The organism is Flavobacteriaceae bacterium (assembly GCA_014075215.1).
GTDB lineage: Bacteria > Bacteroidota > Bacteroidia > Flavobacteriales > Flavobacteriaceae > Polaribacter.
In genome coordinates this window covers 3,556,084-3,568,544 of record CP046177.1, presented here as the reverse complement: position 1 = coordinate 3,568,544, position 12,461 = coordinate 3,556,084, and the positions used below count along the sequence as shown (strand labels likewise).

The window sequence follows — 12,461 nt, the reverse complement described above, 5'->3', positions numbered from 1 at the left end:
TATTTAAAAAAATAGTGCCATGCCCTACGATATTATAGCCGATTTCAGAAGTGATACCGTCACGCGTCCTACGAAGGCAATGTATGATGCTATCTGCAATGCTAAATTGGGAGACGATGGTTTCTCCGATGATCCTACGGTCATTGCCTTGGAAGAAAAATGTGCCGGACTCAGCGGAAAAGCTAAAGCTTTGTTCTTCCCTTCGGGGATTATGGCCAACCAAACAGCGATCCGGGTATTTTGCGATCCGGGACAGGAGATCATTCTTGAAGAAGACAGTCATATGTTTAATTATGAGAAAGGAGCCTTGGCATATGCTATGATTCAAACACGTACCGTAAAAGGCGTTCATGGGGTCATAAAAATAAGCGATGTAAAGAAAAGGATAAAAAAAGCGAGTAAGTATCAACCGGGAACCGCTTTGTTATGTATAGAAAATCCTCATAATATGTCCGGCGGTACCATTATTGATCAACAACATGTTATGGACTTGTGTGATATAGCACATCAAAATGAAGTTCCTGTATATATGGATGGAGCCCGGTTGTTTAACGCCCAAATAGCAAGCGGTATACCTTTTAAGGAACTTGCTGCTCCTGTAGATGCCCTTATGTTTTGTTTGTCTAAGAGTTTAGGTGCTCCGGCAGGTTCTGTATTGTGTGGTGATCGCTTGTTTATTGAAAAAGCGCGTGGTGTCAGACAATATCTGGGAGGTACCATGCGCCAGTCCGGTATTCTGGCAGCCTGTGGGTTGGAAGCCTTGCGCCTTGAAAATATCAACAGGCTAGCAGAAGACCACGAACGTACCCAATTACTCGCACAAAGCCTTTCTGCACTCCCCTATTTTTCATTGCCAAATCCTCGTATCACCATCAATATGTTTTACCTGTCTATTGATGAGCATGCACCTTTTGATAGCCATCAACTGGTAAAAGACGCCAAATCAGAAAATATTTTACTACTGGCACCTAATGCCCGTACACTTAGAATTATGTGTCATAAAGATATTAATGATCAGGATGTAAAACACCTGGTTTCATTTTTACAAAATTATACTATTAAATATGAAACGACTGGAAAATAAAGTAGCTGTTATTACCGGTGGTGCAGGAGGCATAGGGTTGGCTACTGCTGCCCTTTTTATTAGGGAAGGCGCTAAGGTGTTGCTTGTTGATTGTGATGAAAAAACGTTACAAAAAGCTTTACATTCGATCAATAGCGATGCGGCAAGTTATGCTATAGCGGATGTCACTCAACCGGAGCAGGTACAAAATTATGTCAATAAAGCCATTGAACGCTACGGACATATTGATGTTTTCATTAATAATGCGGGCATTGAAGATGATCCTTCACCTGTTACCGAACATAGTATCGAAACCTTTGACAAAGTAATGGCCGTCAACGTAAAAGGGGTTTGGCTGGGGCTCAAATATGTGATTCCCGAAATGAAAAAGCATGGAGGTAGTATTGTGATCACCTCTTCCACATCAGGAGTCAGCGGAGCGGCGGGATTATCTGCTTATGTAGCTAGCAAGCATGCCGTTATCGGGATCATGCGTTCTGTTGCCGTAGAATGTGCTCCTTTTGACATCCGTGTGAATACGATTAATCCCGGCATAACAGAGACACGGATGATGCGTTCTATGGAACAAAAAACATTGCCTGAAAATCCGGAAAAAGCCAAAAGAAATTTTGCCAGACTCAATCTCTTAAAGCGTTATGCCACTCCGCAAGAAATTGCAAAATGTATGTTGTTTCTTGCCAGTGACGATAGCAGTTATTGTACAGGTAGCGTGTATATGGTGGATGGAGGCAGACCAAAGAGGCGATGAAAAAGAGACCCTAATGTAAGATCAATAGAAATGAAAAATAGTAATCAAACCATAGGCATTGTCGCCGCTAATCATACGGGTTATATAAAAGCATTATTTTCTTATATGGAAGCAGGGAATGTTGCTGTTCCGTTGAGAAATGAAAAAGATCAATATCGCATTAAGGCTACACAAGTCAGGAAAATTATAAGCCCTGAACCGGACGGTGCTTGGATGGCGCCGGATTTTAAGGCACCTGATACAGATAATGTAGCCCTGGTCGCTTTTACTTCCGGTACAACAGGCAATCCAAAAGGGGTGATACTGAGTCATACTAATTTATCCAATGTGATAACTCGTTTAAATACTTTAATGCAATTAAATGGCAACATCAGAGAATACATCGGCATACCCGTTTATCATTCTTTTGGGTTAGGGAGATGCCGTGCTGTTGCAGCTGTTGGCGGGCAGTTTTTTATTCCCCATCTTTTCAGACCAGCCGAAATTGGTGACATGCTTAAAAAAGGGAGTATTAATGCGATTTCTGCTGTACCGGACCTATGGCGTATCCTGCTGACAAACAAAGACCTGATAGGTCAATACGGAAAGCGTGTTCAATGGATAGAGATTGGCAGTCAATATATGAATCAAAAAGAAAAAGAAACGTTAAAAGCATTGTTCCCGAATGCCATAATTGTACAACATTACGGTTTGACCGAGGCATCAAGGACCACATTGCTGGAAATTCATGAAGAAAAAGGAGACAAGCTCGAATCCGTTGGACAGGCTACAGATACGGTAGAAATTAAATTAACCGCTACTCAGAACATTGCCATTAAGGGTCCCCATGTTGCTCAAGCCTACATTGTAGATGGTCAAAAAATTTCCTTAAAAAATAAGGACGGTTGGTTAGTCACTCAAGATCTGGGCAGCATACGCAACAATTATTTATACTATGAAGGAAGATCCGATGATATTATCAACTATGGCGGAATAAAAATCTCACCTGCACTATTAGAAAATAAGATTTATGAGAAACTTGATTGTAAAGATGGATTGGCCATTTGTCGCAATACGGAATCATCTCACAGAGAGGGTTTTTTGGTTGCTGTAACTCAAGAAATAAACATAAAAAAAAGGGATTTGCACAAGCTTGTATCTCAAGCTCTACGAGAATTTGGTGTAAGTGCTTTTAATTCAATTACGGTTATAGAAGTAACACATTTGCCAAGAACTGTGTCAGGTAAAATACAACGTCGTAAATTAAGTAGCCGGATCAAACAACTATCACGAACAACAAAAACAAATACCCGATGAAAACAGCAATACTTTTCCCCGGTCAAGGCTCTCAATACAAAGGGATGGGTAAAGATCTGTTTGACCATTATCCCAAAGAGATGAAATTAGCCTCTGAGATGTTGGGTTATGACCTTAAAAAGCTTTGCTTAAAAGACCCTAACAGACAACTGGCAAAGACCGAGTTTACACAGCCTGCATTGTATGTAGTGAATCACTTGAGGTATTTGGAAAAAGGTATTATACCCGATTACCTAGCCGGCCATAGTTTAGGAGAGTACAATGCGTTGTTGGCTGCTGGAGCGTATGACTTTGAGACAGGGCTCAAACTGGTACAAAAGCGCGGCAAACTGATGGCTTCTGCTTCGGGGGGCAGTATGGCAGCAGTATTAGGGATTGGGATCGACTCACTCAAAGAAAAACTACAAGAAGGAGATTATGGCGGTTTGGACATTGCCAATTACAATACCCCTACCCAAACGGTTTTATCGGGTCCTAGAGAGAGCATCAACAGGGTGGTAAAAGATTTTGATGTCCAAGGGATTAAAAGTATTCCTCTGTTTGTTACGGCACCGTTTCATTCAAGATATATGGAATCGGTGGCAAAAGAGTTTGCCTTATTTTTAGAAGGATTTACCTTTGACACTCCCAAAATCCCTGTGATTAGCAATGCCACGGCACATCCTTATGGAAAAGAGCAAGTAGCCAAACTACTGAGCCGCCAGATTGCGGATTCGGTTCAGTGGGCCAATAGCGTAAGCTATTTGATGGGCAAAGCGATAGTCGAATACAAAGAAATCGGAAGGGATATTCTAACTAAAATGGTAGAGGAGATTATAAAGGATTGCTCCCCTATCAAAGATATCGAATCTGAAAAAACCGATTCTGAAAAAATGACGTCCAATGGAAGAGCGCAAATAATTCTTAAAGCACCTTCTTCCGATAAATTCCCCGAAAAAGAAGAAAAATTCCTAGCTCAAAGGTTAGGCAGTAAAGCTTTTCGGGAAGACTACGGATTGAAATACAATTACATTTCTGGATCTATGTACCGCGGTACAGCTTCCAAAGAATTAGTAATTGCTATGGGGAAAGCTGGCATGATGGGCTATTTGGGTACTGGTGGGCTGTCAATGGACAGGATAGCTTCCGATATTGATGTCATACAAAAATCGCTTAGTAGTAAGGGACAAGCTTATGGGATGAATCTCTTACATCATCTTGACGATCCAGATACCGAAATGAAAACTGTAGAACTCTATCTTCAAAAAGGCGTTCAAAATATAGAGGCTTCCGCTTATATGAAAATGACCACATCATTGGTATATTTTCACTCATCAGGGATTCAAAAAAATAGCGATGGTTCCTTGACCAATCGTCATCGAATCCTGGCCAAGATCTCCCATCCCAAAGTGGCAGAGGTTTTTATGCGTCCTGCTCCAGAGCAATTACTAGATAATCTTGTCAAACAGGGGAAAATCACTTTAGAGCAAGCCGAAGCTGCCAAAACAATTCCTGTGAGTTATGATATCTGCGTGGAGGCCGATTCGGGTGGTCACACCGATCGTGGTGTAGCCACGGTATTACTACCCTCCATCCAAAGACTAAGAGATGATATCCAGAAAGAATATGGATATCCCAAAGACATTCGTATAGGTCTGGCAGGAGGTATCGGTACCCCTCAATCGGCAGCAAGTGCCTTTGTGATGGGCACCGATTTTATCTTAACCGGCTCTATTAACCACTGTACGGTAGAAGCCGGTACCAGTGATGCGGTCAAAGATCTTCTGGAAGCAATCAATGTTCAAGATACCGACTATGCCCCTGTATTCTATGATAAAAACAAGTAAAAGTTGAGATATTATTTTTACTAATTTATGCAGCAAATTTAAAAGTATCTACATAGGGTGTTTGTCGTTTGACAACGGCAAACACTCTTGCTATTAATTTGTTTCTAATAATGTTAACGGTACTCATTTTACTTTTGCCTTGTTTTATTCTTTTATGATAGTATAATTTCATTTCTGGGTTATGTTGTATAGCAGAAATAGCGCACATATTAATAATTGCTTTCAATTTTTTATTAGCCAAATGAGAGACTTTTGTACGTCCTTTAATACTAGTTCCAGATTGGTAAGGAAAAGGAGCAACACCACAATAAGAGGCAAACTTTCTCCAGTTTTCAAATTTTGAAAAATTGTCAGTAAACACAATCATCATTATAGCAGTTTGCATTCCTATACCTTTAACACTAGTAACAAGTTTATAGGTTTCTTTTAACATTATATTTTGGTCAATAATAGCTTGCATTTGAGTATTAATCTTGTGTATTTGTTTGGTTAGTTCTGCAATCATTTTTTGTTGAACGTCAAAGATTATTTTATACTCTTTTGCTTTATAAATTCTTTTTTGTTCTTTCAAAGTAACTTTAAAACCAGCTCTTTGTTTGTTAAGTTTTGTCCTTAAAGATAAGAGACTTTTTAGTTGTAATATACTTCTTTTAGGTAGCTTACTGGGTTTAAGTTCTTCTTTTAATCGATACCCATATAGAGCAATGCGTTTGGCATCAATTTGGTCATCCTTTCCACGAGCAATACCAATAGATCTTTTAATTTCTAAACCAGAAGCTATGAAAAAAGATAATTTTTGTTCAGTTAAAGACACAGATAATAAATGAGAGTACATTCCTGTATGTTCAAATACAAACATGGTTTCTTCTTTAGAGAAAGACGAATTTTTAAAACTCCACTTTAGCATTAATTTAAATCCAGATTTACTGTTCTCAAACTGTTGAACAATTTGTTTAGAATAGATACAAACATCAATTAATAATTTACTGACATCGATTCCGATAATTTCATTTGTTTTCATAATTTTGTAATTAGATATTAATAATAGTTACTTAAACTAAGACCTTTAATAAGGGCAGAAACTGAAATTCTATATGGTTCTAAGTAACTTTTAAAAAGAACGGAGACTAATCGGGGGATGGCTCTAAAAAGCTAGCTGGCCGCTAAAGTTCACTCCGTTCTTTTGTGTTTTTGGTTATCAACAAAATAAGAGTTATTAACAAAGAAAAAAAGAAGCAAAAAAAGAAATTTCATCATAACTATTATGTTTTTATTTTAAGTAATTATTTCTATTTGCTAATCTAAAGGCTGGAGATATGTTTGAAATTGGAGCCAAAGTTCAGGTACTTAAAAAAGGGGTACTCTTTCCTGCACGTGCTAACAATCTTTACAATTTGTATAATCATCATAATTCGCTTGATGAAATCCCCCAAAAAACAATTTGGCAGTTAGAACGCAGCTACTTTAAAAAGCCCATTTCAGAGATATGGAAAGAGACTAAAACCTATTTTAAAAAGATTGGTAAATCCGAGGAAATCAAAAAAGCTGAAGAAAAGCCCCGTCATAAAATGGCTTTGGTTTTTCGCTGGTATTTTAGCTATAGTAGTCAAGTAGCTTTTGCTGGTGATTTGGAACACAAAGTGAACTTTCAAGTACATACCGGTCCAGCTTTGGGTGCTTTTAACCGGTGGGTCAAAGGAACAAAACTCGAGTCTTGGCGAAACCGCCATGTCGATAAGATCGGTATCAAGCTCATGGAAGCCACTGCAACTTTGTTAGAAGGTACTTTACAGAAAATGCAAGGTTAATTTACAATCTATGTAAGCATTAATCCAACTATACATACCAACACTACAAAAAACATATTCAAGCACTTATAATATGAAAAGGCTCTAGTTAATAACAGCTATTATTTGTATATTTAATACATGAATTTACAAGAAATAAAGCGAGGAATTTCCAAACTTTCCCCATCTGAAAGGCAGGAATTGTTAAAAGAATTGTCAACATCACCAAAAGATTCAGTTCCAACGGTAAGAAGCCAAGAATCTAGGCGTTTTTTATTAGACAATAAGTTAGGTTGTTGCGCCCATTGCTCGCATCCAAAGTATGTAAAATTTGGTATTGACAAAGGCTCTCAGCGCTATAAGTGTAAATCCTGCAAACGCAGTTTTACAGAATACACAGGTACTTGGATGGCAGGTTTGCAACATAAGGACAAGATTGATGACTACCTTGAATTAATGCTAGAAGAAAAGAGCTTAGATAAGATAAAAGTAGCCTTATCGATAAACAAGAAAACGGCTTTTGACTGGCCTCATAAGATATTAGTCCCATTATCAGAAAACGATAAAGATGATTTTACAGGCATTACAGAAAGTGATGAGACCTTCTTTTTAAATTCAGAAAAAGGGCGACCAGTAAATCATCGGGAATCAAGAAAACGTGGTGGTAGCTCTAAAACCAAAGGCATCAGTAATGATCAAGTAGCTGTTATTGTAACCCAAGATAGAACATCTAATCCAGATATTACTGTAGCCACTATGGGAAGATTAAAGAAAATAGATATTGTAAATGCTATTGGCAGCAGAATAAAGGCAAGTAAAGCCATTTTATGTAGGGACACACATCTAAGCTACAAAGGATTTGCAATAGACAATAAAATAGAGCATCACACTCTAAAAGGCGTCATAAAACAACGTGTCAAAAACAAAGTGTATCATATACAACATGTCAACTCAACTCATAACAGAGTTAAGAAATGGATAGATAACAAGTTTTGGGGAGTATCTACCAAATACTTGCAACAATATTTGAACTGGTATCGCATCAAAGAAAAATTAAAATATAGAAACGATAAACTCAATGCCTTTGTAAATAAAGTGTCAGAACATATTAATGCGTATCAAAAATATCAAAATATTGGATTGAAGTATCAAAAATTAATATCAACGCAATTTTAAACTAGAGCTTATGAAAAAAATAAACCACTATACATTGGAAATACATCGTTTTAATCATCGAATAAAATTCGATTTCTATCAGCCTTTCTTAGTTTGAAGAAAGAAGTTGGAAGCACCGAAATAGAATCTTTAATAACTTCTTCATACTTCGAGCTTACCGCTTCTAACCCAAAAAACTTTATAGAAACTAAAGTAACTCTAATGAAATTAAAGGGTTTTAAACTTAAACTAGATAATAAGCCTAATAGTGACCCGTCCTGAAATATGTATACAAAAAACAACAAGTATATGTATAAAAATGATGGATATGTAAGACGTTATAGTGAGAGTTTTAAACTCAAAGTATTAGCAGAACTTACCAAAGGAAACCATTCCAAAAGACAAATTGCCTTAACTTACGGCATACAATCTAGTACGATAAACGTATGGATTAAAAAATATGACCGTAAAGATTTAATGAACACCCGTGTAACCGTGCAAACAGACGACGAATTATCCCGTATTAAAGCCCTTCAAAAAGAGCTAAAACAACTCAAAGATCTTCTTATTAAAAAGGATCTAGATAAACTTGTGAATGATAGTTATCTTGAAGTAGCTGCTGAAAATCTTGGCTATAAAAATGTTGAAGAATTAAAAAAAAACTTAAACATAAAGCCTTAATGAAAATAGCACCGATTAATAGAAAAAAAAGAAGGTACGCCATCGCTACTATTTGTAATGCTTTCGAGTTAAAAAGAGATGCTTATTACAAATATCAAAAAAGGTTTGTTCTTAAAAAACAAATAGAACAAAATGTAATAATGCTTGTTAAAAAAAGCAGGAAAACATTACCCAGAGAAGGTACTAGAAAGCTAATGAAATCCTTACATAATGATTTTAGGAAACAGAATATAAATATAGGTAGAGACCAGTTATTTAGAATCTTAAAAGAAAATAATTTGTTAATTAGAAGGAAAAAATATTCTTCTAAAACAACCAACTCTTACCATCGTTTTTATAAATATAAAAATATCATAAAAGACCTGATCATTAATAGACCTAACCAAGTTTGGGCTTCGGATATTACCTATATAAGAACTATAAATGGATTTTGTTATTTAGCACTTATTACTGATATGTATTCAAGAAAAATAGTAGGCTATGATATTAGTGATAGTTTAGAACTTAAAGGCTGTGTTAGAGCTTTAAATAAAGCTATTTATCAAACTAAAAATACCGAAGAAATCATACATCATTCTGATAGAGGAATACAATATTGTAGCAATGTTTATACTCAAATTTTGAAAAGAAAAAAGATACAAATCAGTATGACCCAAGAAAATCATTGCTACGAAAACGCAATGGCCGAAAGAGTTAACGGAATTTTAAAAGATGAATTCTTCCTCGACCAAACATTTACAAATATCAATCACGCCAAAAAAGCAACAAAAAATGCAATCAAATTATATAATAATAAAAGATTACATTTATCTTTAGATTATAAAACACCTAATTACGTGCACAAAAATGTAGCATAAATTTTAATAATTAACTGTAGCCCTATTTTAGGACGAGACACATTTATGTACTATTAATTATGCTTGGCATATTTTTTTCTTTCTTTTATTTTATTGATTCTTTCTTTGTCAACTTTATAGCTAAGTTTATTGGTTTTTATATTTTTTCAATCCCAATAAATTTTTTAACTTTTGATTCAAAGAGATATCTGTTAATTCAAGAACTTAATTATTAATATAACCCATTGTGCATTTTGATAAAATTCGTCAATTCGAGTAAATTTTTCGATTGAAAATGAGAAAAATTTGTATCGAGAATAGAATTTTTGCTCTAAATATGTTCTCGATACGATTTTTCGTAGCTCAAAATCACTCGAACTGACGTTTAAATTTACTTTTTAGTTCAAAATGCACAACGGGTTAATATAACAGGTATATAATATACAAAAAACAGCAGTTAAGAACTGGCCTTAAAAGTTGGTTCTTTTCTGCTGTTTTTATTGGATTCAAAGGTACTTATGGACATTTCACGGTTATATTTCTTTATTTTACAGGAATAAAAAACTTTGAAAGGCAGGTGCTTTAGCACCACTGTTTGTAAGACAAGATCAAATACAAAATTATAATGAAACCGGTTTTACGAATTTCCTTATTTATTTCCCTAAATTTGTTATGAAACTCATTTACACTTTTTGAGTTGGAATGAAAATTTTTTAATCTCTTGAAAAAGTGTAAATGTCATATAATTATTTGTCAAATGAACCATTTCAGAAGATGCTTATAATTGGAATTGCAGGAGGTACGGGAAGTGGAAAAACAACCGTTGTAAATCAGATTATTAATGAATTACCGGTTGATGAAGTTTGTGTCATATCTCAGGATTCTTATTATAAAACTACCGACCACCTTTCGTACGAAGAAAGAAACCGAATTAATTTTGACCACCCAGGAGCCATCGATTTTGATTTGATCACCACACATTTAAAAGCCCTAAAAGCAGGTAAGGCAATACAGCAACCTGTTTATTCTTTCGTTGCACATAACAGAACAAAAGATACGGTAACCGTACACCCTGGAAAAGTAATCATTGTCGAAGGGATTTTAGTTTTTAACAACGAGGTATTGCGAAATCTGTTTGACATCAAAATATTTATACATGCAGATGCTGACGAGAGGTTAATACGAAGAATCCGAAGAGATATTAGTGAAAGAGGAAGAGATATCAATGAAGTTTTAAAAAGATATCAGGATACTTTAAAACCTATGCATGAACAATTTATAGAACCCACTAAAAATGTTGCAGATATCATCATCCCAAACAATCAATATAATACCGTAGCCACAGATATTGTACGAACGGTGATTAACGAAAGGTTATAAAAATGAGTAGCAAACAAATTAAGAAAAATATCCTGTTTAAAATCAGCACAAACAAATACGTCTTAATTTTAGTTATTTTTTTTATTTGGATGTTCTTTTTTGATGAAAATTATTACTTAAATAAGGAATTTGATAAAGAAATCAAAGATTTGGAGCATATCAACTCATTTTACTCTAAAAAAATAAAAAGCAATAACAAAGAAATTCAGAGCTTGAAAGACAGCTCCCAATTAGAAAAATTTGCCAGAGAACAATACTTATTAAAAAGAAAAAACGAAAATGTTTATATTATTGAATCCGATACCATAAAAGATAATGAGTGATTTTTTGTTCGATGAATTTGCTTCCGTTTCTGCTGCTGCCTGGAAACAAAAAGTTCAGGTAGAACTTAAGGGTTTGGATTATAAGGATACGCTATTGCACATGACAGAAGAAGGAATTGTCGTAAAACCTTTTTATACCGATGAAGACCGTTCTTATATTAAAGTTCCTATCTTTGAAAAACAATTTAACATCTGCCAAACACTTCATATAAGAGATGAAAAAATTACAAATTCCTTAGCTTTAGATGCACTGCAAAGAGGTGCAAACGCAATTCAATTTATCGCTGATAAAAAATTTGACTACAAAGAACTACTTAAAGAGATAAACTTCAATACTGTCATTATTTATTTTAAATTTCAGTTCCTCAATTCCGATTTCATCACAGAATTGTCAAATTTTACAACCCCGAACAATCCTTTTTTCCAAATAGATATCATCGGAAATCTAGCGGGAAGCAGTAATTGGTTTGTGAATCGAAAAGAAGATTTTCTCAAACTGGAAAACATTGCAAAACATACTGAAAATTCAATAGCAGTTGACCTGAGTTTATATCAAAACGCAGGAGCAAATAGTGTCCAGCAATTAGCATACACACTAGCGCATGCAAATGAATACCTGCATTATTTTTCAGGGGAAATTGCGAATCATATCCATTTTATTTTTTCCGTTGGCGGTCATTATTTCTTTGAAATTGCAAAAATAAGAGCTTTCAGGGCTTTGTGGGATACGCTGACTACGGCATACCATACTGAAAATACAATGCCTCATATTTTTACACAACCCGGTATCCGAAACAAAACTTTATATGACTATAACGTAAATATGCTAAGAACAACCAGTGAGTGTATAAGTGCAATATTAGGAAGTTCGGACACTATCTCAAACCTTACATACGACAGCCTATATCGTAAATCCAACGAATTTGGCGAACACATTTCCAGAAATCAGCTATTAATCCTGCAACAGGAAAGCTATCTGGCAACCGCACAAAATTTTGCAGAAGGATCTTATTATATTGACTATATAACGAATCAATTAGCAGAAAAATCATTGGTGCTATTCAAACAAATAGAAAAATCGGGCGGATTTTTAAAACTTTTAAAGAAAGGCACCATACAGAAAAAAATTGCGGAAAGTGCAGCAAAAGAACAGCAAAGATTTCATGCAAAAAAACGAGTGCTCCTGGGTTCTAATCTATTACCTAACAGGGCAGATACCATGAAAAAGAATATGGAAATTGATCCTTTCTCAAAGAAAAAACACCTAAAAACCCTACTCTCTCCTATCGTCATCAGGCGTTTATCAGAACCTTATGAAATAGATAGACTTAATAAGGAAGAATAA

General features: G+C 35.3%; 12 protein-coding genes. 11 read left to right on the top strand and 1 reads right to left on the bottom strand.

Features of this window, described 5'->3' with window-relative positions:
• Positions 1 to 19: 19 nt before the first annotated feature.
• The 4 genes from GKR88_17695 to fabD are packed head-to-tail and all read left to right on the top strand — an operon-like array spanning position 20 to position 4,954.
• The gene (locus GKR88_17695; GenBank protein QMU65928.1) at positions 20 to 1,084 is read left to right on the top strand and encodes an aminotransferase class I/II-fold pyridoxal phosphate-dependent enzyme; all 1,065 of its coding nucleotides are present in this window, start codon (positions 20 to 22) and stop codon (positions 1,082 to 1,084) included.
• Positions 1,065 to 1,832, top strand: coding sequence for a glucose 1-dehydrogenase (locus GKR88_17690; GenBank protein ID QMU65927.1), 768 nt, complete (start codon positions 1,065 to 1,067; stop codon positions 1,830 to 1,832). The genes GKR88_17695 and GKR88_17690 overlap by 20 nt, the downstream gene beginning before the upstream one ends.
• A gap of 30 nt (positions 1,833 to 1,862) precedes the next feature.
• Positions 1,863 to 3,128 carry an AMP-binding protein gene (locus tag GKR88_17685; protein QMU65926.1) on the top strand — a complete coding sequence of 422 codons (1,266 nt, stop codon included), beginning with the start codon at positions 1,863 to 1,865 and terminating at the stop codon, positions 3,126 to 3,128.
• Positions 3,125 to 4,954: an ACP S-malonyltransferase gene (fabD, locus tag GKR88_17680; protein QMU65925.1), complete on the top strand. Its 1,830-nt coding sequence runs from the start codon at positions 3,125 to 3,127 to the stop codon at positions 4,952 to 4,954. The genes GKR88_17685 and fabD overlap by 4 nt, the downstream gene beginning before the upstream one ends.
• 25 nt (positions 4,955 to 4,979) lie before the next feature.
• On the opposite strand, the gene GKR88_17675 is transcribed toward fabD, so the two are convergent.
• Positions 4,980 to 5,975 carry a transposase gene (locus GKR88_17675; protein ID QMU65924.1) on the bottom strand — a complete coding sequence of 332 codons (996 nt, stop codon included), beginning with the start codon at positions 5,973 to 5,975 and terminating at the stop codon, positions 4,980 to 4,982.
• A gap of 295 nt (positions 5,976 to 6,270) precedes the next feature.
• Here GKR88_17675 and GKR88_17670 point away from each other — a divergent pair, with 295 nt between their 5' ends.
• The 7 genes from GKR88_17670 to GKR88_17640 all read left to right on the top strand — a co-directional run bounded on the left by GKR88_17670 (position 6,271) and on the right by GKR88_17640 (position 12,461).
• Positions 6,271 to 6,762: a hypothetical protein gene (locus GKR88_17670; protein QMU65923.1), complete on the top strand. Its 492-nt coding sequence runs from the start codon at positions 6,271 to 6,273 to the stop codon at positions 6,760 to 6,762.
• A 120-nt stretch (positions 6,763 to 6,882) separates the two neighbouring features.
• Positions 6,883 to 7,917 (top strand): IS1595 family transposase, encoded by a 1,035-nt coding sequence (locus tag GKR88_17665; protein ID QMU65922.1) that lies wholly within the window; start codon positions 6,883 to 6,885, stop codon positions 7,915 to 7,917.
• 288 nt (positions 7,918 to 8,205) lie between these two features.
• A complete protein-coding gene (locus GKR88_17660) occupies positions 8,206 to 8,577 on the top strand; it encodes a transposase (protein ID QMU65921.1) in 372 nt (123 codons plus the stop codon).
• Entirely contained in the window at positions 8,577 to 9,434 is an 858-nt protein-coding gene (locus GKR88_17655; GenBank protein ID QMU65920.1) for an IS3 family transposase, read from the top strand. The genes GKR88_17660 and GKR88_17655 overlap by 1 nt, the downstream gene beginning before the upstream one ends.
• 753 nt (positions 9,435 to 10,187) lie before the next feature.
• Positions 10,188 to 10,793, top strand: coding sequence for a uridine kinase (locus GKR88_17650; protein ID QMU65919.1), 606 nt, complete (start codon positions 10,188 to 10,190; stop codon positions 10,791 to 10,793).
• Positions 10,794 to 10,795: 2 nt separating this feature from the next.
• On the top strand, positions 10,796 to 11,116 hold the full coding sequence (locus tag GKR88_17645; GenBank protein QMU65918.1) for a septum formation initiator: 321 nt from the start codon (positions 10,796 to 10,798) through the stop codon (positions 11,114 to 11,116).
• Positions 11,109 to 12,461, top strand: coding sequence for a methylmalonyl-CoA mutase (locus tag GKR88_17640; GenBank protein ID QMU65917.1), 1,353 nt, complete (start codon positions 11,109 to 11,111; stop codon positions 12,459 to 12,461). Before GKR88_17645 ends, GKR88_17640 begins: the two co-directional genes overlap by 8 nt.

Bases quoted from the DNA above. Each gene is read 5' to 3' on its own strand.
- GKR88_17685 (QMU65926.1), top strand. From the start codon at position 1,863: ATGAAAAATAGTAATCAAACCATAGGCATTGTCGCCGCTAATCATACG.
- GKR88_17655 (QMU65920.1), top strand. From the start codon at position 8,577: ATGAAAATAGCACCGATTAATAGAAAAAAAAGAAGGTACGCCATCGCT.
- GKR88_17665 (QMU65922.1), top strand. From the start codon at position 6,883: ATGAATTTACAAGAAATAAAGCGAGGAATTTCCAAACTTTCCCCATCT.
- GKR88_17670 (QMU65923.1), top strand. From the start codon at position 6,271: ATGTTTGAAATTGGAGCCAAAGTTCAGGTACTTAAAAAAGGGGTACTC.
- GKR88_17695 (QMU65928.1), top strand. From the start codon at position 20: ATGCCCTACGATATTATAGCCGATTTCAGAAGTGATACCGTCACGCGT.
- GKR88_17650 (QMU65919.1), top strand. From the start codon at position 10,188: ATGCTTATAATTGGAATTGCAGGAGGTACGGGAAGTGGAAAAACAACC.
- GKR88_17690 (QMU65927.1), top strand. From the start codon at position 1,065: ATGAAACGACTGGAAAATAAAGTAGCTGTTATTACCGGTGGTGCAGGA.
- GKR88_17640 (QMU65917.1), top strand. From the start codon at position 11,109: ATGAGTGATTTTTTGTTCGATGAATTTGCTTCCGTTTCTGCTGCTGCC.
- GKR88_17645 (QMU65918.1), top strand. From the start codon at position 10,796: ATGAGTAGCAAACAAATTAAGAAAAATATCCTGTTTAAAATCAGCACA.
- GKR88_17660 (QMU65921.1), top strand. From the start codon at position 8,206: ATGTATAAAAATGATGGATATGTAAGACGTTATAGTGAGAGTTTTAAA.
- GKR88_17675 (QMU65924.1), bottom strand. From the start codon at position 5,975: ATGAAAACAAATGAAATTATCGGAATCGATGTCAGTAAATTATTAATT.
- fabD (QMU65925.1), top strand. From the start codon at position 3,125: ATGAAAACAGCAATACTTTTCCCCGGTCAAGGCTCTCAATACAAAGGG.